Raw genomic sequence first — 26,141 nt, forward strand, 5'->3', positions numbered from 1 at the left:
GTCGACGATGGCGGACTCCTCCCAGACTTCCCAGTCCCGGCAGCTCCAGGTCGAGACACACGGCCTCGATGTGATCGGCGACGCCGAACGCAAAGGCACCCCAAGTACCTTGTTCTGGCCATGGTTCGGAGCAAATGTCTCCATTCTTGGACTGAGCTACGGCGCCTTCGCGCTCGGCTTCGGGATCTCCTTCTGGCAGGCGCTCGTCGCCGGTGTCATCGGGATCGTCTTCTCGTTCCTGCTCTGCGGCTTCATCGCGGTCGCCGGCAAGCGCGGCTCCGCGCCGACGATGGTGCTGAGCCGCGCCGCCTACGGCGTGCGCGGCAACCGGCTGCCCTCGGTGATCTCCTGGGTCCTCACCGTCGGCTGGGAGACCGTCCTCACCGCCCTCGCGACGATGGCCACCGCGACCGTGTTCAGCAGGCTCGGCTGGGGCGGCGGCACCGAGACCAAGGTGGTCGCGCTGATCCTGGTCGGCGCGCTGACCGTCGTGGGCGGCGTCATGGGCTTCGACCTGATCATGCGGCTCCAGACGGTCATCACCGTGGTCACCGGAGTGCTCACGATCGTCTACATCGCGCTTGTCGCCGACCACATCCACTGGAGCACGGTGAGCGCCGTACCGGCGGGCTCCGCCCAGGAGTTCATCGGCGCGCTGGTGTTCATGATGACCGGCTTCGGCCTCGGCTGGGTCAACGCCGCCGCCGACTACTCCCGTTATCTGCCCCGGAGTTCGTCCGGCAGAGGCGTGATCGGCTGGACCACCTTCGGCGCCTCCGTCGCCCCGCTGCTCCTGCTGGTCTTCGGCCTGCTGCTCGCCGGTTCCTCCAGTACGCTCAACAAGGCGGTCGCCGCCGACCCGATCGGCGCGCTGACGACGATCCTGCCCACATGGTTCCTGGTCCCGTTCGCCGTGGTGGCCGTCCTGGGCCTGGTCGGCGGCGCGGTCCTCGACATCTACTCCTCCGGACTGGCCCTGCTGTCGGCCGGACTCCGGGTGCCGCGCTACCTCGCCGCGCTCGTCGACGGCGTCCTGATGATCGCGGGCTCCGTCTACATCGTGTTCTTCGCCGACGACTTCCTCGGCCAGTTCATGGGCTTCCTCACCACCCTCGGCGTCCCCATCGCCGCCTGGTGCGGCATCATGCTCGCCGACCTCGCCCTGCGCCGCCGCGACTACGACGAGGGCGACCTCTTCCGCCCGACCGGCCGCTACGGCGACGTGGCACTCACCCCGCTCCTCCTCACCCTCGCCGCCACCGCGATCGGCTGGGGCCTGGTCACCAACACGGCCGCCAGCTGGCTGACTTGGCAGGGCTATCTGCTCGACCCGTTCGGCCTCGGCGGCAAGTCCGGCTCCTGGGCCTACGCCAACCTCGGCGTGCTGGTCGCCCTCGCCCTGGGCTTCCTCGGCACCCTCGCGCTGGGCCGCGCCCGCGTCCAGCGGCAGGAAGCCGAGGCCCCGAGCCCGGAGGCGGTGCCCGCCGTATGACCACCGCACCCGGCCACCTCGCCGTCATCGACATGCAACGCGTCTTCGCCGAACCCGACAGTCCCTGGGCCACGCCCCGCTTCACCGAGGCGGCGGCAGGCGTACGACGACTGCTGCCGGCCTTCGGTGAACGCGTCACCTTCACCCGCTTCGTGGCTCCCGACAAACCCGAGGGCGCCTGGCGCGCCTACTACGACCAGTGGCCCTTCGCCCTCCAGCCCCCGGACGCCCCACTCTGGGAACTGACCGACGAATTCGCCACGCGGGCACGGCACTTGGTGGACGCGCCCACCTTCGGCAAGTGGACCCCGGAACTCGCCGAACGCGTCGCCCCCACCGGCCGCCTCGTCCTCGCCGGAGTCAGCACCGACTGCTGCGTCCTGTCCACGGCACTCGCCGCCGCCGACGCAGGAGTCGAGGTCCTGGTCGTCGCCGACGCCTGCGCCGGCGTGGACGACGACTCCCACGCCAAGGCCCTGCACGTCATGGACCTCTACCGGCCCCTGATCCGGGTGGTCACCGTCGCCGAGGCGGTCGGGGAGACCTCGTGACCGGCGTCCGGCTCAAACACCAGCGCATCACCGACGTCCTCGCCAAGGAGATCCGCAGCGGCCACCGCCCCGCCGGTGAGCAACTCCCCGGCGAACACGCCCTGGCCCAACGCTTCGGCGTCAGCCGTACGACCGTGCGCGCGGCCCTCGCCGAACTCAGCGAGGCCGGCCTGATCGCCACCCGCACCGGCAAGGGCTCCTACGTCCTCTTCGACGGACGTCCCCTCGACGACCGCCTCGGCTGGGCCCACGCACTGGCCACCCAGGGCATCGACACCCGGGTCCGGACCCTCACCGTGGACGCCCGGCGGGACGAGCGACTCGCCCGTCAACTCACCCTGAACACCGCCGAGTTCGTATGCGTCGAACGGATACGGGAACTGGCCGCCGACGCGGTCGTCGTGTCGTACGAACGCAGCTTTCTGCCGCCTGTGCCCGGGGTGCGCGAGTTGCCTTCCCGCGGGCTCGGTCAGGATTCGCTGACCGACGTCATGCTGCGGGCCGGACTGCGGGCCGACCACGGTGAGCAGCGGGTGAGCGGGCGGCGGATCGACGGGCGGGAGGCGGAGCTGCTGCGCCGCGAACCGGGTGACTGGTTCCTCGACACGCGGCGGACCAGCCGGGCGGCCGACGGCTCCTTCGTCGAACATGTCGTGAGCCTCCTCGACCCCGACCACTTCCAACTGACCCTCGAATTCGGCTGACCCGCGCCCCCGCCTCCCCGGAAAGTACCCATGACCCTCCAGAGCCGCGCCACCGGAGCCCTCCACGGGCTCGCCCTCGGAGACGCCCTCGGCATGCCGACCCAGATGCTGTCCCGCCCACAGATCACGGCACGCTACGGCCCGTTCCTGACCGGCTTCCAACCGGCCGACCCCGACCATCCGCTCGCCGCCGGGATGCCGGCCGGCGCGGTCACCGACGACACCGAACAGGCCCTGCTCCTCGCCCAGTTGCTCCTCGACGGCAAGGGCCGTGTCGACCCGTCGGAACTCGCCCGGCGCCTGGTCGCCTGGGAGGACGACATGCGGGCCCGCGGCTCGCTCGACCTCCTCGGGCCGTCCACCAAGCGCGCGGTGGAACTCGTCCTCGCGGGCACCCCGGTTGACGAGGTCGGGCGCTACGGAACCACCAACGGCGCCGCGATGCGGATCGCCCCCGTGGGTATCGCGGTGTCGGTCGCCGACCCGGCCGAGTTGGTGGACCGGGTGGTCGAGGCCAGCAGCCTGACCCACAACACCGGGGTCGCGCTCGCCGGTGCCGCGGCCGTGGCCGCCGCTGTGAGCGCGGGAGTTGACGGGGCGTCGGTTCCGGAGGCGGTCGAAGTGGCCGTGTCGGCGGCCCGGTTGGCGGCGGGGCGGGGACACTGGGTAGCCGCCGCCGACGTCGCCGAGCGGATCGTCTGGGCGACGGGGTTGGTGCGGGGCCTGACCGAGGCCCAACTCTGCGAGCGGGTCTACGCGTTGGTCGGGACGAGTCTCGCCACACAGGAGTCCGTGCCCGCTGCCTTCGCCGTGCTGGCGGCCTGTCCCGACGACCCCTGGCGGGCCGTGTTGCTGGCCGCGTCCGTCGGCGGGGACTGCGACACCATCGCCGCGATCGCGGGTGCCGTCGGCGGTGCCTGCCACGGTGTCGACGCGTTCCCGGCCGACGCGCGGGAAACGCTCGTACGCGTCAACCCGAAGCTCCGACTGGACTCGACGGCCGCCGCGTTGCTCGGACTCCGGGCCCGGCCGTGAGCGGCAGGCTGTGGCACCTCGGCAATGTCGTCGTCGACCTGGTCCTCGAAGTCCCCGCCCTCCCCGAGCGCGGCGGCGATGTCCTCGCCACCCGCACCGAGCACACCCCGGGCGGCGGCTTCAACGTCATGGCAGCCGCGGCCCGGCAGGGGCTTGCGGTGACCTATGCGGGAGCGCACGGCACCGGCCCCTTCGGCGACCGGGCCCGCGCCGCGCTGCGGTCCGAGGGCATCGACGTCCTGCTCGCACCGCGCCCTCAACCGGACACCGGCTTCGTGGTCTGCCTGGTGGACGCGGACGGCGAGCGCACCTTCGTCACCAGCCCCGGCGCCGAGGCCGCTCTCACCCCCGCTGACCTGGCCGAACTCCGGCCCAGGGCAGGCGACTTGGTGTACATCACCGGGTACAGCCTGCTCTACGACAGCAACCGCACCGCCCTGCTCGACCTCCTGCCCCGACTGGACCCGGCCGTCACGCTGGTCACCGACCCGGGGCCGCTGGTCCACGAAATCCCCGCTGAGGCTGTGGAGTTGCTGCTCGCCCGCTCCGACTGGTGGAGTTGCAACGCCCGCGAGGCCGCGCTGCTCACGGGGGCCGACGACCCGGCCGAAGCCGCCAGCATCCTCCAATCCCGGCTGGGGCGCGGCTCGGTGCTTGTCCGTACCGGCCCCGACGGTTGTCTCCTGCACCACGGCGAACGCCTCGTCGCCGTCCCCGGGTTCGCCGTCGACGCCGTCGATCTCAACGGCGCCGGCGACGCGCACACCGGGGTGTTCATGGCCGCCCTGGCTCGGGGTGTCGACCCGGTGGCCGCCGCTCACCGGGCCAACGCGGGCGCCGCCCTGGCCGTCACCGCGTCGGGCCCGGCCACGGCGCCGGACACGGCACGGTTGGACGCGTTCCTGAACTAGCCCTGCACCGGGGTCAGTTGCCGTCCCGGCGGGAGACCTCGACGTTCTCCAGGATGCCGATCGCGTCCGGCACCAGGACGGCAGCCGAGAAGTAGGTGCTCACCAGGTAGGAGATGATCGCCTGCTCGTTGATGCCCATGAACCGTACGTTGAGGCCCGGTTCGATCTCGTCCGGGATGCCCGTCTGGTGGAGGCCGATCACGCCCTGGTCGTCCTCGCCGGTGCGCATCGCGATGATCGACGACGTGCGGGACGCGCTGACCGGGATCTTGCCGCACGGCAGCAGCGGCACCCCGCGCCAGGCGGGCAGATGGTGGCCGCCGACGTCGATGCCGCTGAAGTAGACGCCCCGCTTGTTGCACTCGCGGCCGAATGCGGCGATGGCCCTCGGATGGGCGAACAGGTAGCGGGTGTCGCGCCGCATGCTGAGGAGTTCGTCGAGGTCGTCGGGGGTCGGGGGCCCGGAGTGGGTGGAGATCCGCTGGTCGTAGTCGGCGTTGTGCAGCAGGCCGAAGTCCCGGTTGTTGACCAGCTCGTTCTCCTGCCGCTCGCGCAACGCCTCGATCGTGAGCCGGAGTTGCTGCTGGGTCTGGTTCATCGGTTGGTTGTAGAGGTCGGTGATGCGGCTGTGCACCTTCAACACGGTCTGGGCGACGCCGAGTTCGTACTCGCGCGGCGCGAGGTCGTAGTCCACGAACGTGCCCGGCAGGTCCGGCTCGCCGACATGTCCGGCGCTGAGGTTGATCGCCGCCTCGCCGAACGGGTTGACCGGGCCGTGCTCGTCCGAGGCGACCGACGCGACGTGCGCGCTCAGTTCCGGGTGCCGTTCCGCGACGGCCTGGTACGCCGAGTGCGGCAGCGCCAGCACCGTGGTGGCCGTCGCCGCGCGGGCCGTGAACTCCCAGCTGCCGTCGGGGTCGGCGAGCACCCGGCCGCCGAAGGTGTCGCCGTCGGCCAGCAGACCGGTGACCGCCTCGTCGCCGTAGGGGCCCTCACCGAGTTGCTCCACCTTGCCGTGCGCGATCAGGAACACCTGGTCGGCGGGGCGGCCCGCGTCCACGATCAACTGGCCCGGTGCGAACTCCCGTTGCTCGAACCGCTCGGCCAGCGCGCCGAGCGCGTCGGAGTCCGCGAAGCCACGCAGCAGCGGCAGTTCGCTCAACTCGGCCGGGACGACCCGCACTTGTGCGCCGGTCTGGACGAACGTCACCCGTCCGTCGCCCCGCGTGTACGACAGGCGGCGGTTGACGCGATAGGTGCCGCCGGGCACGTTCACCCAGGGCAGCAAGCGGGTCAGCCAGCGTGAACTGATGCCCTGCATCTGGGGTTCGGACTTGGTCGTGGTCGCCAGAGTGCGTGCCGCGGCGGTACCGAGGCTCTGCTGTTCCCGCTCCTCGGCGCCCGCCTCGGGCGCGGTACCGGTGTCGACCGACATGGTGCCTTCTCTCCTGTCGCACGGGTGACGGGACGACTGCGTCCGTCACATTCCGTGCGTAGAGCTACCCGTTGTCGGTCACGACGAGTGATGACTTCGGACGGCGGTCGAGGCACATGCCAAAAGCACGTGCTCCCGCACCACCCCCGGATCACTCGCCCTCACCCGTTCGGCGGTATCCGATCCGGGACGCCTCAGAGCGTCTTGCCGGGGTTGAGGATGCCCCGGGGATCGAACGCCTCCTTCAGCCGTCGCTGCAACGCGTGGGCGGTGGGCCCGAGTTCGTCCGCCACCCACTGCCGCTTCAGCACGCCCACGCCGTGCTCGCCGGTCAGCGTCCCGCCCAGGCGCAACGCCAGCGCGAAGATCTCGCCGGCCGCCTCCCAGGCCGCGTCCGGCAGCCGGTCGAGGGCCGGATCGACCACGATGATCGGATGGAGGTTGCCGTCCGCGGCATGCGCGAGCGTGTACACCGGCACGTCGTGCCGGGCCGAGATGGCGCGGATCTCACGGACCGCCTCCGCGAGCCGCGACCGGGGCACGGCGATGTCCTCGATCAGCGGCCGGCCCAGCCGCTCCAGCGCGGGCAGGGCGAGCCGCCGGGCCGCGAGCAGGGCCTCCGCCTCGACCGGGTCCGCTGTGGTCTCCACGCTCGTGGCCGTCGGCGCCAGCACCCGCGCCACCTGCTCCGCCTCGATGGCCGCCCCCGCCCCGTCGCACTGCACCAGCAGCAACGCCGACCCGCGCTCGCCCAACGCCGGGTCGACGGCCCGCAGCACCGGCCCGTCCAGCAGCTCCGCGAGCGCCGGCACGACCCCGGCCCGCCCGATCGCGTACGACGCCTCGGCCGCCGCCTCGAACGAGTCGAAGTACGCGGCCAGCGTCGCGGTCGCCACCGGCACCGGTCGTAGCCGCAGCGTCGCCGAGGTGATGACGGCGAGGGTGCCCTCCGAGCCGGTCAGCAGCGCGGTGAGGTCGTAACCGGTGACCCCCTTGACGGTACGGCGACCGGTCGTGACCACCGTCCCGTCGGCGAGGACGGCCTCCAGACCGAGCACGCTGTCCCGCGTCACCCCGTACTTCGCGCACCGCAGCCCGCCCGCGTTGGTCGCGATGTTCCCGCCGATCGTCGAGATCGCCGCACTCGCCGGATCGGGCGCGTACCGCAGCCCGTGCGCACCCGCCGCCCGGTCCAACTCGGCGGTGATCACGCCCGGTTCGACCACCGCGAGCTGGTCGTCGGCCGACAGTTCGAGGATGCGGTTCATCCCGGAAAGGTCCAGGACGAGCACGCCCTCACCAGCCGACGCCCCGCCCGACAGACCGGTGCCCGCACCGCGCGGCACCACCGGCACGCCCAGCGCGTTCGCGTGCCGGAGCGTGACGGTCACGTCCTCGGTGCGCCGCGCGTGCACCACGGCGAGCGGGACACCGTCAGGGCGGGTGCCCGAACGGTCCGTGGTGTACCCGCCCAACGTGCGTGGATCCGTGGCGAGTTGGTCGGGCGGCAGATCCCGGGCGAGCAGACCGAGCAGCCGGGCGGCGGCGGTGGGGGTGGTGGGGGGAGCTGTGGTCACGGGTTCAACGCCTTCGTTCCGATCGCGAGCAGGGAGATGTCCTCCTGGGGCGCGTGCACGGGCGCGCACTGGATGTCCCGGAAGTGCCGCTCCAGCGGATTGCCGCGCGCGAGCCCGGGATTGCCGAGCAGCCGTACGGCCAGCTCGACCGCCCGCACGCCGTGCCGGTCCGCCAACACGCGTGCGCCCAGGGCCTGTTCGGGGGTGTACGAGGAGTCGGCGGAGTCCACCCGGGCGGCCCCGCCGAACACCAGCTGCTCGGCGGCGGTCAGCAGTACCTCGATCTCCCCGGCGGTCCTGCGGAAGCGTTCCGTACGGGCCACCGGATGACCGAGGTTGGCGGGGACGCGCGCGTGGGCGAACGTGTGGAAGAAGGACTGTGCCGCTCGTGCCACCCCCAAGTAGAGGGCTGCGAGGGGGAGATGGAGGGAGGCGCCGGCCCGGTTGTCCTGCTCGGCGGACGCGCCGTGCGGGCCGATGCCGATGACGTGCTCGTACGGGATCTCCACGTCCCGGAACGTCACGTCGTGGCTGCCGCTGGCCCGCAGCCCCAACTGGTCCCAGCGGCCGGTGATGTCGATGCCGGGGGAGCCGCCGGGCACCAGGAAGGTGCCGACGCGCGGCTCCGGTTCGTCGGTGGTGGCCCACACCAGGAACCAGTCCAGGCCCTCCGCACCGGTCACGAAGCGCTTGGTGCCGCTCAGCGACCAGCCGTCCGGGGTGCGCCGGGCGAGGGTGGAGGGGAGCCCGCCGCGTGCGGGGGAGCCCAACTCGGGTTCCACGCGCGCGTGGTTGACGAGCACCGGCCGTTCGAAGGACTCCTTGACGATCCGCGCGTACAACTCCTCGGGCCAGTGCGGCTGTACGGCCTGCCGGGCGTGCGTGTTGAGGGTCATCGCGGCGATCAGGGCGACGGACGGGTCGCCCTGGCCGATCCGGTGGAGGATGCGCGCGCTCTCCTCGACCCGGGCGCCCCGGCCGCCGTAGGACTCGCCGATGGTCGCGGTGAGGAGCCCGGCCTCGTGGGCGATGCGGAGGGAGTCGGCGGGGAAGGCGCCCGACTGGTCGTAGCCGGCGGCCAGTTCGGCGATGCGGGCGGTCACAGTGCCTTCTTCAGGTCGGAGTTGAGTGCGGTGGTCCAGAAGGACTTCACGTCCAAGTGCTTCTTGAGCGCGCCGAGTTCGGTGAAGGCGTCGGCGACCTTCTGCTGGGAGGCGATGGTGTCGGCGCCGACCGTCCTGGCCTGCGTCGGACGCTGCTTCTGCGCGGCTACCAGGTCCGACTTGGCCTGGGCCACGGGCTGGTGGGTGGCGTCGGCGGTGACCTTCGCGAAGCCGTCCTCGTGGCCGTCGCGGACGTAGGCGTACGCCTTGGAGATCCGGGCGATCAGGTCGGCAGCGGCGGCCCGCTGGGCGGGGCTCTTCAGGACGCTGTCGCGGGCGGACCAGAGGAAGTTGCCGGAGAGGATGTCCGCGCCGGAGCCGACCGTCGTCGCGCCCTGCTGGTGTGCGGTGATGACCGACGTGCCGTAGGAGGCGAAGGCGTCGATGGAGCCGCCGTTCAGGGCAGCGAGGCCGTCGTTGGGGAGCAGCGGTTTGGCGTCGATGTCGGACCAGGTCAATCCGGCCCGCTTGAGCAGCTCGTAGAGGAAGTAGTGGGCGGTGGTGTTCTGGACGTAGCCGACCTTCTTGCCCTTCAGGTCGGCGATGTCGGTCACCTTGGAGCCCTTGGGGACGATGACTTCCTGGTTGAGGGTGGTGCCGCGCTGGACGGCCACGACCTTGAAGTTGGGGTTGCCGTCGGCCGCCGAGAAAATGGGCGGGATCTCGCTGGAGGAGGCCAGGTCCAGTGCTCCGGCGCGGATCGCCTGGAGTTGCAGGTCTCCGCCCTGGAACAGGCTCCACTTCACCTTGTACGGGGTGTCGTCGAGGTGGGCGTACTTGAGGACGGCCTCGCCGACCTTCCAGCCGGTGTCGCCGACCCGCAAGGTCACGGAGGAGACGTCGGTCGAGGACTCGGCCTTCGCGCTGCCTCCGCAGGCGGCGGCGAAGGGGAGCAGCAGGGCGAGGGCGGCGGCGGACGCGCGCAGGGAACGGCGGAACAACACGGGGTCTCCATAGGGGAGTTCGCAATCAGGGAGGGGGACGGGTCAGGCGGCTTGCGAGGTCGTCGCGCGGTGGGCGAGTTCCTGGCGGACCAGCGGCAGGACGTGCCGGGCGTAGTCGATCGCGTCGTTGAGCGGGTCGTAGCCGCGGATCGACAGCAGGTCGCAGCCGATGTCGACGTAGTCGAGCAGCGCCTGCGCGACCGTCTCGGGCGTGCCCACAAGGGCAGTTGACGCGCCCGCGGCATTCGTGGCGACGGCGGGGGCGGTCCACAGGCAGCGGTCCTGGACCTCGCCGCGCTCGGCGATGTCGAGGAGGCGCTGCGAGCCGACGTTCGCGGGGCGCCCTGTGGTGCGGTAGTGGCGGAGCAACTCGGTGTTCTTCGCCTGGTCCTTGAGGACGCCGAGGGTGCGGTGGGCCTTCTCCCAGGCGAGTTCCTCGGTGGGCGCGATGATCGGGCGGAACGACACCCAGATACGGGGGTGCGGGCGCCCGGCGGCATCCGCGACCGCGTTGACGGCGGCGATCTGCTCGGCCGTCTCCTTCAGCGGCTCGCCCCACAGCCCGAAGATGTCGCCCTGCTGCCCGCCCACCCGGTACGCGTCCTGGGAGGAGCCGCCGACGGAGATCGGGACGAGGCCGTTCACCGGCTTCACGTCGGAGTAGTAGCCCTCGAACCGGAAGTGCTTGCCCTCGTGCGAGACCGGCCCGTCGGCCTGCCACACCTTGCGCAGGATCTGGATGTACTCGTCCGAACGCTCGTACCGCTCGGCCTTGTTGAGGTAGTCGCCCTCCCGGCGCTGCTCCTCGTCGCTGCCGCCGGAGATGATGTGCAGCGTCAGCCGGCCATTGCTGATCCGGTCAAGCGTGGCCAGGGCGCGGGCCGCGTGCGTCGGGAAGATGACGCCGGGGCGGTGCGCGAGGATCGGGCGGACGCGCTCGGTGTGGGTGGCGACGAACTGGGCGACCTGGAAGGCGTCGGGCGAGGCCGAGTGGTAGGCGACCAGGGTGTGGTCGAAGCCGCCGTCGTCCAACGCGCGGGCGTACTTGCGCAGATGGCCGACGTCGAAGCCGGTACGGCTCGACGCTGCGGGACCCGAGGCCCCGGAGTCGGTGTGGACGGCGCTGATGAACTCGACAGGCATGAGCGAACTCCTAAGACGGGAAGGTCACTTGAGCAGGGGAGGCGTCAGTGGTCACTTGAGCAGCGAGGCGTCGGCGGACTTGGCCACGTCCACATTCGGGTCGAGGACCCCGATGCTGTTCATGAGGTCGGCGACCTGCTGGACGGTCGTGTCGACGTCCGAAGTGATCGGCAACACCTGGCTGTAGGCGGCCGAGGCGAGGGTCTTGGCGACCGTGGCGTCGGCGCCGTTGCGCTGCTCGATGGCCTTCGCGTACGCGTCCTGGTGGGTGCTGGTCCACTTCAGCGCCGTGCTCAGCCGCTGGAGGAAGTCCGAAAGGGCCGTCTTCTTCGCCGAGTTGGCGAGTGCCTTCTCGGAGGCGTTGATGAAGCCGTAGCCGCTGACCCGGCCGTCCCCGCCGTCGACGAGGAGCTTCCCGCCCTGCTCCAGACCGACGGCCTGGTAGACACCGAACGTCGCCCAGATCTTGACCTTCCCCGAGGCGAACGCGGCCTGCGCGTCCGTCGGCAGCAGGTACTGCACCTTGACGTCCTTGTAGTTGAGCCCGTTCTGCTTCAGCACGTTGGCCAGCAGATACTCCGAGATGCTGCCCTTCGCCGAGGACACCACGACCTTCTGGCCCTTGAGGTCCTTCACGCTGTCGATCCCGGAGTCCTTGCGGACCACGATCCCGACGTGCGTGCCGTCGTTCTTGAGAGCGGCGATGTTCTTGATCTTGACCCCGCCGCTGAGTGCCTGGAGAGCGGGCAGATCGGCGGAGAACCCGGTGTCGGCGGCGTCCGCCTGCACGGCCTGGTAGAGCGGGGCCGCACCCTGGAACTCGGCCCACTTCACCTTGTACTTGGCGCCCTTGAGCGCGTCGGAGGCGGCAATGATCGTCTGGAGCGTCTTGGCCTGGTCGCCGATGGTGAGGGTGACCTGGCCGCTGGCGGAGGTGTCCGCCGAGGAGTCGGCGCCGCAGGCGCTCAGCGCCAGCAGGGAGGTCAGGCTCAGGGCGGCGGCGGCGATTCTGCGGATCACGAGGGGGTTCCTTCCAAAGTGCGGGTCACGCCGAGCCAGTTCAGGAGGCGGGCGCGCAGGGTCACGAACTCGGGGGCGGTCAGATCACGCGGGCGGGGCAGGTCGACGGTCACCTCGTGGGCGATACGGCCCTCGTCCATCACCAGGACCCGGTCGGCGAGCAGCAGCGCCTCCTCCACGTCATGGGTGACCAGGAGGATCGCGCACCCGTGCAGCCGCCACAGCTCGGCGACCAGCGCCTGCACCTTGCCCCGGGTCAGCGCGTCCAGCGCGCCGAACGGCTCGTCCAGCAACAGGAGTTCGGGCTCCCGGACCAGGGCACGGGCGAGCGAGACGCGCTGGGCCTGACCGCCGGACAGCGTCTTGGGCCAGACGGTCGCGCGCTCCGCGATACCGACCTCGTCGAGCGCCTTGAGCGCGAGCGCCCGGTCGGGTCGCCCCGGCAGCCCGAGCACGACATTGCGCCACACCTTCAACCACGGGAGCAGCCGGGGCGATTGGAAGGCCGCGCTGCGCCGTGCGGGCACGGTCACCTCGCCGCCGATCTCGTCGTCCAGCCCGGCGAGGATCCGCAGCAGCGTCGACTTGCCGCAGCCGCTGTGCCCGAGCAGGGCCACGAACTCGCCCTCACGGATGTCCAGATCGAGCTCGTGCAGCACGGTGTTGCCGTCGAAGGCCCGCGAAAGCCCCCGAATCTCAACGGAGTTGGCCATGTCTACGCCTCACCCTCGAAGTTGGCCCGCCAGGTCAGCAGCCGGCGCGACAGGATCCGTACGGCGAAGTCGCAGGCGAGACCGAGCAGCGCGTACACGACGAGGCACAGGACGATGACGTCCGTACGGAAGTACTGCTGGGCGTTGCTCATCAGATAGCCGAGCCCCGCGTCCGCGTTGACCTGCTCGGCGAAGACCAGGGCCAGCCACGCGGTGGACAGCGCGTACCGCAGGCCCACGAGTGCCCCGGGCAGTGCGCTCGGCAGGATCACGTACTTGATCAGCCCGAACCGGCCGAGCCCCATCATCCGTGCGGCCTCGACGAGTTGGGCGTCGGTGGAGCGGATGCCGCCGTAGATGTTGAAGTACAGCGGATACGTCACCCCGAGCGCCACGAGCGCGATCTTCGGGGTCTCCTCGATGCCGAACCAGACGATGAACAGCGGGATCAGACCCACCCAGGGGATCGCCCGGAACATGCCCATCGAGGAGTCGATGACGTCCTCACCGAGCCGGAACAGCCCCGCCAGCAGCGACAGGACCAGTGCGACGGTCGCGCCGATGAGGAACCCGATGGCTGCGCGGCGGCCCGACGCGGCGATGGCGCTGGGCAGTTCGCCGTTCTTCGTCAGGTCCACCGCCTGGCGGATGACGTCCATGGGGGAGGCCAGCACGGACTCGGGGAGCACTCCGGTGGCGGAGGTCAGGAACCAGAGCAGGACGAGGCCGACCGGTCCGGCGGCCCGGCGTACGGAGCGGGGCACGGTGAAACGGCGGTTGACCTTCGCGGTGCCTCGGATGGTGACCCGGGTGGACGGCGCGGGCACGACTTCCTTCTGCTGCGGCAGCACGGCCGCGTCCAGTGGTTTCGTCGTCATGGCCGGTCTCCCGTCGCCGCCGGGCGCGCGGGATCGGCGGACCACGCGGACCAGGAACCAGGAAAGAGCGTCGCCTCAAACCCGGCGATCTCCAGCGCCGCGATCTGATGGGCGGCGGTGACCCCGGACCCGCAGTACACGCCGATGCGCGCCGCGTCCCCGGCACCCCGCTCCTCGAACCGCTTGCGCAGCGACTCCGGTGCCAGGAAGGTCCCGTCGGCCGCGAGGTTCTCGCCGGTCGGCGCGGACACGGCCCCCGGGATGTGCCCGGCGCGCGGGTCCACGGGCTCGACCTCACCCCGGTAACGCTCACCGGCGCGGGCGTCCAACAGCAGCCCCGATACGGCGAGTTCGGCGGCCCCGTCGGCATCGGTGATCGGCAGCGCACCCGCGCGGAGCACGACATCACCCGGCGTCGGATCGGCGGGCGTCCCGGACTCCAGCGGCAGCCCCGCCGCCCGCCAGGCGCCCAACGCCCCGTCCAGCAGGGTCACTTCGGTGACGCCCGCGTACCGCAGCAGCCACCAGGCGCGCGCGGCGGCCGTGTTGCCCAGGTCGTCGTGGACGACGACGGCTCGGCCGGCGCCGATGCCCCAACGGCGGGCGGATTCCTGGAGCCGGGTGAGGTCGGGGAGCGGATGCCGGCCGCCCTCGGGGCTCGCCGGTGCGGCCAACTCCGTGTCCAGGTCGACGTAGACCGCGCCGGGGATGTGACCGTCGGCGTAGTGGTCGCGGCCGTGCGGGTCGCCGAGGGCCCAGCGGACGTCGAGCAGGACGGGCGGCTGCTCGGAGCCGAGGAGTTCGGCCAGCTCGGCGACCGTGGTCGTCACGCGGCTGCTCATGTCAACTCCTCGGCGATCAGGGGCAGTTCACGTGCGGCGCCGGTCTCGCGGACCTCGGGGGCCAGCCGGAGCCGTTCGAGGAAGAGGACGACCGTGGCGGCGACGGTGCGGTGCAGGGCGTCGTTGAGGACGTCGTGCCGGCCGCCGTGGAAGACGACGGTGTGGACGCCCGGGTGACCGTCGTAGACGCTCAGCGCCCGGTCGAGCGGGCTGATCGTGTCGTCCTTGCCGTGCAGGGCGAGCACCGGGACGCGTACCGGGTCCAGGCGCGGTTCGGGCAGGTCGGGGGTGTCGTCGATGGCGCCCCGGCGGAAGTCGGGGTCGTTGGTGAGGCGCCCCTGGTGGGTCGGGCAGGCGGTGCGGGCCGCGGCCTCCCCCTCCCAACTGCCCGCTGTCCAGGCGCCGGTGGGCAGCCCGGCCAGGATCAGCGCGTCGACGCCCGCGGTCTGTTCGGCGGCGAGCTGAAGGGCGTAGAGCGCGCCCGTGTCCGAACCGACCAGCACCTTCGGGCCGGGCAGCGACTCGTCGGCGAGCAGCTTGGCGGCCTGCTCCAGGACGGCGGGGTCGGCGGTCGGGTCGCCGAGGGCGCGGACGCGGTAGGCGTCGTAGCCGAGCCGGCGGCCGAACCGCTCGTAGACACCGCCGTGTTCGCCCCGCCCGGCCAGCACGATCAACGTGCCGCGCGCGGCGAGGCCTTCGGGTTCGTCCCAGGAGGAAAGGGAGGAAGAGGGCATGGGGTGACAGCTCCCAACGAGGGGAAAGGGGAGGGGAATCGAGGAGAGGGGAGAAGTGAGCAGGCCGGAGCCGCCGTCACGTGTCAGTGCGCAGGGCGGACGTGATCAGCGAGAACTCGGGAAGGGTGCCGCGGAGAGGCGGTGGGTCAACGACAGCGCGCGCTGCACGCCACGCCGAAGTCAATGACTCGGCGCTGCGTCAGAAGGGCAGCGAAAGCGGTCGTGTGCAGCATGCGCCCATCATGACCGGCCACGACCGATCGCGTCCAACGATGATTCCGCATCGAAATCGATCAGTTATCGCGATCGATGCGGATCGAGACGTGGAACAGCTACCGTCACCGGCATGCCCCAACCTGTCCTCGACATCGTGGCCCTGCGCAGCCTGACCGCGATAGCCGACTGCGGCGGCTTCCACCGGGCGGCCCGGGCCCTCGCCCTGAGCCAGTCCGCGGTCAGCCAGCATGTGCGCAGGCTGGAGAAGACGCTGGGCCGGCCGATCGTCGAGCGGGAGGGGCGCGGCACCCGGTTCACCCCTGAGGGGCGGCTGCTCCTGGAACAGGCCCGACGGATCCTCGCCGTGCACGACGAGGCCGTACGCACGCTGCTGGACGTGGACGGCGACACCGTCACGATCGGCTCCACCGAACACGCGGCCGACCAGTTCCTGCCACGGCTCACCGCGGCCGTCCAGGAGGTGCGGCCCGGCTGCCGGGTCCGCTTCCGCATCGACCGCTCGGCCCGCCTCGTCGAGGCCGTGGAACGCGGCAGCGTCGATGTCGCGGTCTACGTCACCGAGGCCGCCGCCACCGAGGGCACACCGGTCGGCGGCCTCCCGCTCACCTGGCACGCCACCCCGGGCTGGCAGCGACCGGCCGCGCCCGCGCCCGTCCCGCTGGTCGCCATCGAGGACCCGTGCGCGATCCGCCGCCGCGCGATCTCGACCCTCGCCGCGCACGGAGTGCCGGCCGCGGTGGTCGGCGACGCGGGGTATCTCGCCGGGGTCCTCGACATCGCCCGCACGGGACAGGGCGTCGCGCTGCTCGCGGCGGTCGGTTCGGCGCCGGACGGGCTGACTCCGTACGACGGGCTGCCCTCCGTCACGCCGATTCCCATGAGCGCGCTGGCCCGGCAGGGGGCGGATCCGGCGACGGTGGAGGCGGCGTTCGCGGCGGTGCGGGATCTGCTGCGGTGAGCTGCCGAGGAGGCGCGGCTAACCCTGGGTGTCGTCCAACATCCGTACCAGGACGCCCCGTTGGAGAGGCAGCACCTCCGCGTGCAGATCACGCCCCTTCCGCGTAAGCGCGACCCACACCCCGCGTCGGTCCTCGATGCACACGGAGCGTTCCACGAGGCCGTCCTTCTCCAGTCGTCCGATGAGACGGGAGAGGGCGCTCTGGCTGAGATGGACCCGGCCGACCAGGTTCTGCACCCGGCACTGGTCGCCCTCCTCGGGCGCCTCGGACGCGAGCATGTCGAGCACCTCGAAGTCGCTCGCGCCCAGGCCGTGCGGGTGCAGTACGCGGTCGATCTCGCACATCGTGCGCGCGTGCACGGACAGGATGTCCCGCCACTGTTCCTCTAGCTGCCGGGCGCCGGCCGACTTCACTGCCATACCCGCACGGTACACCGATCCGGCCAGTTATTGAGCGCGCAACTAGTGCGCGTGCAAGTAACTGGGGCGGCACGGCACAGGTGTCGGGCGGTCGGCTGTCGGTGCGTGTCAGGCGGCCGGGTTCTGGGTGAGCCCGACGAAGTTGCCGTCCGCGTCCTTCACGAACGCGATCAGCTTGCCGCCGCCCACGTCCTGGACGTCCTGGACCAGCTCCGCGCCCGCCTCCACCATCGCCGCGAGCCGGGTCCGGATGTCGTCCACGGTCCAGTACGGCACCGGTCCGGTCATGCCCTTGGCGTGCCCGTTCGGGTCGAGACCGACGTCCTGCCCGGCGGCCTTGTATCCGACGTAGTACGGCTCGTCCGCGTACGGCTCGACTCCCAGCAGGGCGCCGAACAGGGCCTTCGCGCCGTCCAGGTCCTTGACGGGGTAGATGATCGTGTTCAGTCCGTCGGTCATGGCGGGTTCCTCCGTGAAGCGTGGTCCGACGGATTTCGCCGGTGGATTCAGGCTAGGGCGGGGGAGGGGGCGGGGGCTTCTTCAATCCTGATCGGCTGCGCCGTGCGAGGTGGCGTCGGCGACGCGGGCATCGTGCGCGGTCCGGGCTCGGACGGATCCGCCGTGCGCTCCGAGGGTCTCCGGCATGCCGTGTGCGGGGCGGTGCGTCTGGCGTACAGCGAGGGGCTGGACAGTCACGAGGGCGGGGGCCGGAAGATCCGTCGGCTGTGTGTCGGTCGGCCGGCTTCTTCGCGCGGCGTGCCGCGCGGGAGCACCCGGAACGTTCGTCCGGCGGCGGCCACCGCTCCTGCATGTCCCACCTACCCACGCACCCATCCCACCCGGCCGTACACGTCGCCCGCGCTTCTCTCTCGCCCGGTGTTCGTGTCCGGCCGGGACGCCCGGTGACGCGACCTCAGGTTCCGGGCGGCATGCCCGGGGTCCCGGTGAGACCTGCCCGGTGGGCGATCAGCGCGGCCTGCACGCGGTTGTCGAGGCCGAGGCGGGTGAGGACGCGGTTGACGCGGCTCTTCACGTTCGCCTCGCTGAGGCCGAGGGCCGAGGCGATCCGCGAGTTGGACAGGCCACGGGCGACCAGGACGAGAACCTGGAGCTCACGTTCGGTGAGCAGCTCCGTCAGCGCGCGCTCGTCCGGTCCCGGTGCCGGGGCGGGAGTGTCGGGGAGGAGTGCGGTGGGCAGCGCGGACAGCGTGTCGATGAGCCGGCGGGTGACGCTCGGCGCGAGCACGGCCTCCCCGTCGGCCGCCGCACGGATGGCACGGGCGAGCTGGTCGGGATGGCTGTTCTTCAGCAGGAAGCCGTCCGCGCCCGCCCGGAGGGCCGCGTGCACGTACTCGTCCAGGTCGAACGTCGTGAGGACGACGACACGCGGAGCCGGCCCCGGACCGGGCCAGTCGCGGACGATGCGGCGGGTGGCCTCGACGCCGGTCGTGCCGGGCATGCGGACGTCCATCAGCACGACGTCGGGCCGGAGTTCGACCGCCCGGGCGACGGCCTGTTCCCCGTCGGCCGCCTCGCCGACGACCGACAGGCCCTCGCGGCGGTCGATGACGAGACGGAGCGCGGTCCGGACGATCTCCTGGTCGTCGACGACGAGCACGCGGACGTTCATCCGCCCGCGTCGGTGGGTTGTGGCGCCTTCTCGGACAGGACGGCGCGCAGCAGCCAGCCGCCGTCCTCGCGCGGCCCCGCCGCCAGGGAGCCGTCGAAGGCGGCCACGCGTTCCCGCATGCCGATGAGTCCCCGGCCCGATCCGGTGACGGGCCGGTGGCCCGGAGCGGCCGGGTCGTTCCGCACCTCGATGACGAGGCCGGCGTCGTCACCGCGCACACTGACCAGCACGTCGACTGGCCCGGCGTGCTTGACCACGTTCGTCAGCGCCTCCTGGACGATCCGGTGGGCCGAGACCCGCATCCCGGCGGACGGTGCCGCCCCGGCAGGGATCTTCGGCACGTACGTCACCCGGCAGCCCGCCGACCTGGGGGTGTCGAGGAGCGCGTCGAGATGGTCCAGGGACGGTTCGGGAGCGAGTTCCCGTTCCCGGGACGACAGCAGCCCGAGGAGCCGCCGCATCTCGAAGAGCGCGGTGTCGGCGGTCCGGGCGATCACCTCGACACCCGCCGCGGCGAGCGGCGGATCGTCGTCCATGACGTCCTGTGCGGCACGTGCCTGTACGGCGATGGCGCTGACGTGGTGGGCGACGACGTCGTGCAGGTCGCGGGCGATGCGCGCCCGCTCGGCGACCGCCGCCTGTCGCGCGTTGATCTCCTGCTCGGCCCGGAGCCGCCGGTTGAGATCGCGCAGCCGGTCGGCGTCGGCACCGATCCTGCGTCTGCCCTGCCCCAGCGTCCAGGCCAGGGCGAAGAAGAAGACGAACGTCGTGGCACTGATCGGCTCCAGCGACCCGAGGAGCGGTGTCTGCCAGTGCCCGCCCACGGCGTCGGCCGCCATGGCCGCCGCGAAGCACAGCAGCGTCCCCGCCAGGGCGACCGCGACCGGCTCGTACCGGGCGAGGGCGTACACGCCGAGCATGAGCAGGAACGGGCCGGGGATCTTCCCCGGGATCGGACCGAGCAGCTGGAAGACGACGTAGAGGCAGGTCATCGCCGCCAGGACGGCACGCGGACGGGTGCGCCGCCACAGCAGCGGCACGGTCTGCGCACCCCACAGGGCCGGACCCCAGCCACCCGGTGCCGGACTGCGGTCCAGCACCGTGACCATGTCGAACACCGTCAGGCCGCCGCCGAGCGCGACATCCGTCAGATGCGGCCGGGCGGCGAACCAGCGCTGTGCGGCCTGTGGCAAGGCCCTTGTCTCCATGACCATTTCGGTTCATCAGGCTAGAGCAGCGGCGGTGCCACGGGATCCTCCCCGGGGCGCGCATCGAAGGTTGCGTGATCCCGCGCGAGATCGCCGTACGGAGGGAGGCGCCGGGGGACACCTCCCTCCTAGCGTCGTTCCCCATGACGAACCTCCCCACCGAACAGCCCGCACCGCCGACCCGCCCTTCTCCCGGAACGGCGGCGGCGACCAAGTCCCTTGACAGGAAAGGGCGTTCGCGCCCCGCGGCGAGGTGGGCGCCGCTGTCGCTCGGCACCGGCGCGATGCTGTTCGCGGTGGGCGGCCGATGGGACGTCGCGGCCGCCGCCTGGATCTCGCTGGTGCTGCTGCTGCGGTTCGCCCGGCTCAGTCGCGCCTGGTCCGGGGCGCTGTGGATCTGGTCGGCCCACGCGGTGGCCGCCGTCTTCTGGGTCCAGGAGTCGGCGATCGGCCTCGACCCCGTGGTCGTGGCGGGTGCCGTCGCGCTCGCCGCACTCCAGACGCTGCCGTTCCTCGCCGACAGACTGCTCGTCGGCCGCCTGCGACCCGCGGTGGCGGCACTCGCCTTCCCCGCCGGGGTCGCCGCCACGGAGTTCCTGATCACCGTGGTGTCCCCGTTCGGTACGGCATACGGCTCGCTCGCGGTCACGCAGTACGGCGACCTCCCGCTCCTCCAGGTCGTCTCGGTCACCGGCCCGTGGGGGATCGGCTTCCTGATCGCCTACTTCGCCAGTACCGTCAACCGCCTCTGGGAGCGGCCCACTTGGCGCAGCGGCCTGGTGTACCTGGCCGTCCTGCTGACCGTCGTACTCGCCGGAGGCGCCCGCCTCGCCCTCGCCCCCGCCACGGCCCCGACCGTCCGGATCGCCGGCATCAGCCCCGGCCGCACGGTGACCGACGCCCAACGGGCGGCGTTCGCCCGCGTCCCGGACATCGCCACGGCACCCGCCGCACAGGTCGAACCCGCCATGACCGCCGTGGAGAACGACCTGCTCACCGCCACCCGGCGCGAGGCCGCAGCCGGAGCGAAGATCGTGGTCTGGCCCGAGGAAGCCGTCAGGACACAGGAGTCCCACGAACCGGTCGCCATCACGGCCGCACGGGACGAGGCCCGCCGATCGGGCATCTACCTGGAGATCGGCATCCGCGTCTACAGCTCCGCCGGACCCACCCACGACAAGGACGAGGCGCTTCTCATCGACCCGCACGGGAAGGTGTTGTGGACCTATCAGAAGGCCCACCCCATCCCCGGCTCCGAGCAGTTCACGCCCGGTGACGGCCGCGTCCCGGTCGTCGACACCCCGTACGGCCGCATCGCCGACGTCATCTGCTACGACGCCGATTTCCCCGCCATGATGCGCACCCGCGCCGACATCATGCTCGTGCCCTCCCACGACTGGAGGGAGTACGGAAGCGCGCACACGGAGAAGGCGAGCCTGCGGGCCGTCGAGGGCGGCTACTCACTGATCCGCCAGGACGCGGAAGGCGTCTCGACCGCCTACGACGACGAGGGTCATGTCCTCGCCTCCACCGACTACTTCACGACCGGCCGCCAGATCATGGTGGCCTCCGTGCCCACCCACGGCGTCACCACGGTCTACGACCGGATCGGCGACACCTTCGCCTGGCTCTGCCTGGCCTCCCTCCTCGCGCTCACCGCCACGGCCCTCGCCGGCCGGGGCCGACCGAACTGATCAAGAAAACGGTAAGAACCACCCGCCCCAGGCCCCCCACCTACAACCTTCCACCCTGGCCCACCGTCCAACTCCCGCCCGGTGCAGGTCACTTGCCGGGCTCTCTTCTGCCCAGCTGGGGGATTTCATGAGTTCTGTCTCCGTCGGACGCGTGCTGCGTCGCGGGGTCTGTGCCGGAGCCGTGGGGGCGTTGGCCGTCGCCGGTCTCGGGAGCGGGGCGGCGGTCGCCGACGACGTGCCGCAGACCGATGCGCTGGCGATCCAGTCGCCCTACGACGTGACGGCGACCGTCGCTCCCGACGGTGGTGCCGCGCGGTACCGACCGCTGGCGCTGGGGCTGACGCACAGCAATGACGCCTTCACCCTGACCGACGGACGGCTGACCGTCGACGCCTCCGGACTCGCCGGGGTCGCCGAGGTGGCCTGGCCCGACACCTGCACGCCGGACGACAGCGGCACCGTCGCCGTGTGCGACACCGGGGACGTACCGATCCGCTACAGCGCACAGGTGCGGCTGAAGGTGCGGGCCGTCGCCGGCGCCGCCGTCGGAGCGCAGGGCACGATCACGTACTCCGCCGAGGCCACCGGCGGCCCCGACGGCACGCTCGTCGCCCAGCGCAGCGACGACACCACCGTCACCGTCGGCTCCGGAGTCGACCTCGGTATCAGCGCCCCGCAGGACGCCACCGACGTCGCGCCCGGCACCAGCCTCACCGTGCCGTACGCGATCACCAACACCGGCAACGAGACCGCCCACGGCTTCAGCGTGGACATGTTTGCGACGTACGGCCTCGACGTCACCACCCGCTACCCGCAGTGCACCTACACCGGGCCGGACGTCGACGGCAGCGGCATGACGTACGTGACCTGCTCCTTCGACACCGATGTCGCCCCCGGTGCCACCGTCGAACTTCCGGAGCCGCTGCAACTCGCCGTCACCGAACGCGCGTTGTACGACCGGTTCGACTACGACGTCCAGCCCGCCGCCGAGGCCACCGACCTCGACAGCTCCGACAACAGCCGCTCCTGGCACATCAACGCCGACAACACCGCCGACTTCGCGGTGTACGGCACCTCGGTGAGCGGCGCGGCCGGTGACACCGTCACCTCCGGCTTCCGCTTCGTCAACCACGGACCCGCCTGGGCGGGCGACGTCAGCGCCGGGGACCCGATCACCACGATCGACTTCCACCTCCCGGAGGGCACCACCGCCACGTCCGTGCCCAAGACCTGCCACAACGCCTGGACCTCCGGCGACGACCCGACCATCGGCCACTACGCGTGCACCCTGCCGACCTGGGCCAAGCCCGACCTGGACGTCAGCTTCCCGTTCCAGTTGCGCATCGACCGGGTCGTCCCCGACGCGACGGGCCACGTCACGACCCTCGCCTACAACGGAACGCCTCTCGCCTTCGACTCGAACACCGAGAACAACTCGGCCGAGGTGATCGTCAACCCGTCCGCCTGACGGTGACGTTGGGGGGCGGGCGCGCAGCTCGCCCCCTCAACTCACGGCGACAACCCGCCCGTTCACGTCGACTCCCGCTTCACCAACTCCGTCGGCAGTATCACCGCCGCCGTGTCCTCGCCCCCGATCTGCGCCAGCAACACCCGCACCATCTCCGCGCTGATCCGGTCGAACGGCTGCCGCATCGTGGTGAGTTCGGGGCTGGACGCGAGTGCGGCGGGGGAGTCGTCGAAGCCGCCGACGGCCACGTCCTCGGGCACTCGGCGCCCGGCCCGTTCCAGCGTGGTCAGTACGCCCCGCGCCATCAGGTCGGAGGCGACGAACACGGCGTCCAGGTCCGGGACTTGGGCGAGCAGCCGCTCGGCACCGCGCTCGCCGCTGAGCCGGCTGTAGTCGCCGGAGACGATGAGATCGTCGTCCACCTCGATGCCCGACTCCGCGAGCACCTCCTTGTAACCGGCGAGGCGCTCGACACCGCCCGGCGTGTCCAGCGGGCCGGTGACCGTGCCGATGCGGCGACGGCCGAGGGAGAGCAGGTGCCGGGTCATGTCACGGGCGCCGTCCCGGTCGTCGGCGGCGACATAGCTGATCTTGGAGCCGAGCCCGATCGGCTTGCCGCACGCGACCAGCGGCACGCCCGCCTCGCTCAGCTCCTCCGCCACCGGGTTCCCGGAGTGGCTGGAGACCAGCAGCACCCCGTCGACGTGCCCGGAGGTGATGTAGCGCGTGATGCGCCGCCGTTCGTCCTCGGTGCCGGCCAGCATCAGCAGCAGCGGGATGTCGTGCGCGGCCAGCGCCTGGGTGCAGCCGCGCAGCAGGATGTTGAAGTTCGGGTCCTCGAAGAACTTCTCCTGCGGTTCCGTCAGGAGGAAGCCGACGGAGTCCGAGCGCCCGGTGATCAGTGACCGGGCGTGCCGGTTGACGACGTAACCCGTCCTGCGGATGGCCGCGTTGACGGCCTCCTGTGCGGCCGGGCTCACATAGTGCCCGCCGTTGAGGACGCGCGACACCGTGCCCCGCGAGACACCGGCCTCGCGCGCCACGTCATGGATCGTCGGTGGTCTGCGCCGACCCCCCGTATTGGTCATGGTCAAGACTCTACGGCTCCCGGACCCGGAGCCAGAAGCGCCATGCTGGGAGCGTTCACAGCAGAGAAACGTCAGGGACACTTGTCAGCGGTCGCAGGCGTGCGGTTATGTTGGGGCGGCGCCCTAGGGCGTGCTGTGTGCACGTTCCCAAATGATCGACTACGGGAGAGATCCATGCCGGAGACCACACCCAAGGGCCTCACCAGGCTCGCCTTCGGTGGGGACTACAACCCCGAGCAGTGGCCGGAGAGCGTCTGGCAGGAGGACGTCCGGCTGATGCGCGAGGCCGGCGTCACCATGGTGAGCGTCGGGATCTTCTCCTGGGCGCTGCTGGAACCCGAGCAGGGTGTGTACGACTTCGGCTGGCTGGACCGGATCATCGGCCTGCTGCACGAGAACGGCATCCGCGTCGACCTCGGCACCCCCACGGTCTCCCCGCCCGCCTGGTTCTACCGCGCCCACCCCGAGGCCCTGCCCGTCACCGCCGACGGCACCCGCTACGAGTTCGGCTCCCGCGGCGCGATCTGCCACAGCAACACCGACTACCGCGCCGCCGCCGCGAACATCACCACCCGGCTCGCCGAGCGCTACGGCGACCACCCCGCCCTCGCGCTCTGGCACGTCTTCAACGAGTACGGCGTCCCCGTCTCCGCCTGCTACTGCGACTCCTGCGCCGCCCACTTCCGCCGCTGGCTGACCGCGACCTACAAGACCGTCGACGGGGTCAACGAGGCCTGGGGGACGGCCTTTTGGGGCCAGCGCTACGGAGACCTCGGCCAGATCAACCCGCCGCGCCTCACCCCGACCGCCGTCAACCCGGCCCAGGCGCTGGACTACACGCGGTTCGCCGACGCCACGATGCGCGAGAACTTCGTCGCCGAACGGGACATCCTGCACCGCCTCGCGCCCGGTATCCCGGTCACCACCAACTTCATGGCCGCCCTCAGCCAGTGCGAGTCCGTCGACTACTGGGCCTGGGGCCGCGAGGTCGACCTCGTCACCAACGACCACTACCTGATCACCGACGGCCGCCGCACCCACGTCAACCTCGCGATGGCCGCCGACCTCACCCGTTCCGTCGCGGGCGGCGCCCCCTGGCTGCTCCTCGAACACTCCACCTCGGGCGTCAACTGGCAGCCCCGCAATCCCGCCAAGGCCCCCGGCCAGATGGCCCGCAACGCCCTCTCCCACGTGGCGCGCGGCTCGGACGGCGCGATGTTCTTCCAGTGGCGCCAGTCCCGGCGCGGCGCCGAGAAGTTCCACTCCGCGATGCTCCCGCACGGCGGTACCGAGACCCGTGTCTGGCGCGAGGTCGTCGAACTCGGCGCGTCCGTCGATGAGTTGGGCCGGATACGCGGCACCCGCACCCAGGCCGACGTGGCCGTCGTATGGGACTGGCACTCGTGGTGGGCGCAGAAACTCGCCTGGCGCCCCAGCGAGGACCACGACGCCCGCGAGCGCGCCGACGCCTTCTACGAGGCCCTCTACGACCGCCACCTCACGGTCGACTTCGCCCACCCGGAAGCCGACTTGTCGGCCTATCCCCTTGTCGTCGTACCGGCGCTGTACCTGATGACGGAGGCGGCAGGGCGCAACCTCCAGCGGTACGTCGAGAACGGCGGCACCCTCGTCGTCTCCTACTTCTCCGGCATCGTCGACGAGCACGACGCCGTCCACGAGGGCGCCTACCCCGGCGCGCTGCGCGACGTACTCGGCCTGACCGTCGAGGAGTTCTCGCCGCTCCTGGCCGACCAGCGGGTGCGCATCACCGGTCCCGACGGCTCCGAACTCACCGGCGACGTCTGGACCGAGTTCGTCGTCCCGGACGGCGCCGAGACCGTCTGGACGTACGCCGAGGGCCTCACCGCCGACCACCCGGCCGTCACCCGGCACCGCCTCGGCGAGGGCACCGCCTGGTACGTGTCGACCCGCCTCGACGCCCATGGCCTGGACGCCCTGCTCGGCTGGGCGACCGAGGACGCCCGGATCTCGCCGCGCGCCGACCTGCCGTACGACGTCGAAGTCGTCTGCAGGGAAGGCGAGTTGGGAAGCTTCCTCTTCGCGATCAACCACAGCGCCTCGGACGTCAAGGTGCCACTCGGCACCGACGGCACCGAGCTGCTGACCGGCGAACGCGCCGCCGGCGGTCTCGCGGTGCCCGCAGGTGCCGTCCGGGTCGTACGACTCGACGGCTGACCCGACTCCCCTCCGCCCGCGCGTGCCACGAGCCGCGGGTGGAGGGGGACCTCCGCTCCGTCAGGCGTGCGGTTCTGTTCGGCTACGGCGGTGCAGTTCG

At 71.5% G+C, this 26,141-nt stretch carries 24 protein-coding genes; 9 read left to right on the forward strand and 15 right to left on the reverse strand.

The window, feature by feature from the left end; translation table 11 throughout:
- Positions 1-7: 7 nt before the first annotated feature.
- Genes OG194_RS42490 through OG194_RS42510 form a run of 5 tightly spaced genes read left to right on the forward strand, consistent with a single transcriptional unit; the run spans position 8 to position 4,693 of the window.
- Positions 8-1,492: a purine-cytosine permease family protein gene (locus OG194_RS42490; protein WP_327406045.1), complete on the forward strand. Its 1,485-nt coding sequence runs from the start codon at positions 8-10 to the stop codon at positions 1,490-1,492.
- Positions 1,489-2,043 (forward strand): cysteine hydrolase family protein, encoded by a 555-nt coding sequence (locus tag OG194_RS42495; RefSeq protein WP_327406046.1) that lies wholly within the window; start codon positions 1,489-1,491, stop codon positions 2,041-2,043. The genes OG194_RS42490 and OG194_RS42495 overlap by 4 nt, the downstream gene beginning before the upstream one ends.
- A complete protein-coding gene (locus OG194_RS42500; RefSeq protein ID WP_327406047.1) occupies positions 2,040-2,747 on the forward strand; it encodes a GntR family transcriptional regulator in 708 nt (235 codons plus the stop codon). The genes OG194_RS42495 and OG194_RS42500 overlap by 4 nt, the downstream gene beginning before the upstream one ends.
- 30 nt (positions 2,748-2,777) lie before the next feature.
- The gene (locus OG194_RS42505) at positions 2,778-3,782 is read left to right on the forward strand and encodes an ADP-ribosylglycohydrolase family protein (RefSeq protein ID WP_327406048.1); all 1,005 of its coding nucleotides are present in this window, start codon (positions 2,778-2,780) and stop codon (positions 3,780-3,782) included.
- Positions 3,779-4,693 carry a PfkB family carbohydrate kinase gene (locus OG194_RS42510; RefSeq protein WP_327406049.1) on the forward strand — a complete coding sequence of 305 codons (915 nt, stop codon included), beginning with the start codon at positions 3,779-3,781 and terminating at the stop codon, positions 4,691-4,693. Before OG194_RS42505 ends, OG194_RS42510 begins: the two co-directional genes overlap by 4 nt.
- A gap of 13 nt (positions 4,694-4,706) precedes the next feature.
- Here OG194_RS42510 and OG194_RS42515 read toward each other — a convergent pair whose 3' ends face one another.
- The 10 genes from OG194_RS42515 to OG194_RS42560 all read right to left on the reverse strand — a co-directional run bounded on the left by OG194_RS42515 (position 4,707) and on the right by OG194_RS42560 (position 15,142).
- Positions 4,707-6,128 (reverse strand): family 2B encapsulin nanocompartment shell protein, encoded by a 1,422-nt coding sequence (locus tag OG194_RS42515; protein ID WP_327406050.1) that lies wholly within the window; start codon positions 6,126-6,128, stop codon positions 4,707-4,709.
- Between the two features lie 194 nt (positions 6,129-6,322).
- Positions 6,323-7,705 carry an FAD-binding oxidoreductase gene (locus tag OG194_RS42520; protein WP_327406051.1) on the reverse strand — a complete coding sequence of 461 codons (1,383 nt, stop codon included), beginning with the start codon at positions 7,703-7,705 and terminating at the stop codon, positions 6,323-6,325.
- Positions 7,702-8,808, reverse strand: coding sequence for an acyl-CoA dehydrogenase family protein (locus tag OG194_RS42525; protein ID WP_327406052.1), 1,107 nt, complete (start codon positions 8,806-8,808; stop codon positions 7,702-7,704). The genes OG194_RS42520 and OG194_RS42525 overlap by 4 nt, the downstream gene beginning before the upstream one ends.
- Positions 8,805-9,812 (reverse strand): ABC transporter substrate-binding protein, encoded by a 1,008-nt coding sequence (locus OG194_RS42530; RefSeq protein ID WP_327406053.1) that lies wholly within the window; start codon positions 9,810-9,812, stop codon positions 8,805-8,807. Before OG194_RS42530 ends, OG194_RS42525 begins: the two co-directional genes overlap by 4 nt.
- Before the next feature lie 42 nt (positions 9,813-9,854).
- Positions 9,855-10,955 carry an LLM class flavin-dependent oxidoreductase gene (locus OG194_RS42535; protein WP_327406054.1) on the reverse strand — a complete coding sequence of 367 codons (1,101 nt, stop codon included), beginning with the start codon at positions 10,953-10,955 and terminating at the stop codon, positions 9,855-9,857.
- A 51-nt stretch (positions 10,956-11,006) separates the two neighbouring features.
- Positions 11,007-11,975 carry an ABC transporter substrate-binding protein gene (locus tag OG194_RS42540; protein ID WP_327406055.1) on the reverse strand — a complete coding sequence of 323 codons (969 nt, stop codon included), beginning with the start codon at positions 11,973-11,975 and terminating at the stop codon, positions 11,007-11,009.
- On the reverse strand, positions 11,972-12,688 hold the full coding sequence (locus OG194_RS42545) for an ABC transporter ATP-binding protein (RefSeq protein WP_019058026.1): 717 nt from the start codon (positions 12,686-12,688) through the stop codon (positions 11,972-11,974). Before OG194_RS42545 ends, OG194_RS42540 begins: the two co-directional genes overlap by 4 nt.
- 2 nt (positions 12,689-12,690) lie before the next feature.
- Entirely contained in the window at positions 12,691-13,566 is an 876-nt protein-coding gene (locus OG194_RS42550; RefSeq protein ID WP_327406056.1) for an ABC transporter permease, read from the reverse strand.
- Positions 13,563-14,408, reverse strand: a complete 846-nt coding sequence (locus OG194_RS42555; RefSeq protein WP_327406057.1) for a sulfurtransferase — start codon at positions 14,406-14,408, stop codon at positions 13,563-13,565. The genes OG194_RS42550 and OG194_RS42555 overlap by 4 nt, the downstream gene beginning before the upstream one ends.
- Positions 14,405-15,142: an alpha/beta hydrolase gene (locus OG194_RS42560; protein WP_327406058.1), complete on the reverse strand. Its 738-nt coding sequence runs from the start codon at positions 15,140-15,142 to the stop codon at positions 14,405-14,407. The genes OG194_RS42555 and OG194_RS42560 overlap by 4 nt, the downstream gene beginning before the upstream one ends.
- Before the next feature lie 346 nt (positions 15,143-15,488).
- On the opposite strand from OG194_RS42560, the gene OG194_RS42565 reads away from it, so the two are divergent.
- Positions 15,489-16,337 (forward strand): LysR family transcriptional regulator, encoded by an 849-nt coding sequence (locus OG194_RS42565; protein ID WP_327406059.1) that lies wholly within the window; start codon positions 15,489-15,491, stop codon positions 16,335-16,337.
- A gap of 18 nt (positions 16,338-16,355) precedes the next feature.
- Here OG194_RS42565 and OG194_RS42570 read toward each other — a convergent pair whose 3' ends face one another.
- From OG194_RS42570 to OG194_RS42585, 4 genes are all read right to left on the reverse strand, one after another.
- A complete protein-coding gene (locus OG194_RS42570) occupies positions 16,356-16,757 on the reverse strand; it encodes a MarR family winged helix-turn-helix transcriptional regulator (RefSeq protein WP_327406060.1) in 402 nt (133 codons plus the stop codon).
- Between the two features lie 108 nt (positions 16,758-16,865).
- On the reverse strand, positions 16,866-17,216 hold the full coding sequence (locus OG194_RS42575; RefSeq protein WP_327406061.1) for a VOC family protein: 351 nt from the start codon (positions 17,214-17,216) through the stop codon (positions 16,866-16,868).
- 454 nt (positions 17,217-17,670) lie between these two features.
- Positions 17,671-18,387 carry a response regulator transcription factor gene (locus OG194_RS42580; RefSeq protein WP_327406062.1) on the reverse strand — a complete coding sequence of 239 codons (717 nt, stop codon included), beginning with the start codon at positions 18,385-18,387 and terminating at the stop codon, positions 17,671-17,673.
- Positions 18,384-19,580, reverse strand: a complete 1,197-nt coding sequence (locus tag OG194_RS42585; protein WP_327406063.1) for a sensor histidine kinase — start codon at positions 19,578-19,580, stop codon at positions 18,384-18,386. Before OG194_RS42585 ends, OG194_RS42580 begins: the two co-directional genes overlap by 4 nt.
- A 158-nt stretch (positions 19,581-19,738) precedes the next feature.
- On the opposite strand from OG194_RS42585, the gene OG194_RS42590 reads away from it, so the two are divergent.
- Both OG194_RS42590 and OG194_RS42595 read left to right on the forward strand, forming a co-directional pair.
- Complete coding sequence (locus OG194_RS42590) at positions 19,739-21,289, forward strand: nitrilase-related carbon-nitrogen hydrolase (protein WP_327406064.1); 1,551 nt, start codon at positions 19,739-19,741, stop codon at positions 21,287-21,289.
- 127 nt (positions 21,290-21,416) lie between these two features.
- Entirely contained in the window at positions 21,417-22,757 is a 1,341-nt protein-coding gene (locus tag OG194_RS42595) for a hypothetical protein (protein ID WP_327406065.1), read from the forward strand.
- Positions 22,758-22,819: 62 nt separating this feature from the next.
- Here OG194_RS42595 and OG194_RS42600 read toward each other — a convergent pair whose 3' ends face one another.
- Positions 22,820-23,851 (reverse strand): LacI family DNA-binding transcriptional regulator, encoded by a 1,032-nt coding sequence (locus OG194_RS42600; RefSeq protein WP_327406066.1) that lies wholly within the window; start codon positions 23,849-23,851, stop codon positions 22,820-22,822.
- Between the two features lie 168 nt (positions 23,852-24,019).
- Here OG194_RS42600 and OG194_RS42605 point away from each other — a divergent pair, with 168 nt between their 5' ends.
- Positions 24,020-26,041, forward strand: coding sequence for a beta-galactosidase (locus tag OG194_RS42605; RefSeq protein ID WP_327406067.1), 2,022 nt, complete (start codon positions 24,020-24,022; stop codon positions 26,039-26,041).
- Positions 26,042-26,141 lie beyond the last annotated feature (100 nt).

This window comes from Streptomyces sp. NBC_01288 (assembly GCF_035982055.1).
GTDB lineage: Bacteria > Actinomycetota > Actinomycetes > Streptomycetales > Streptomycetaceae > Streptomyces.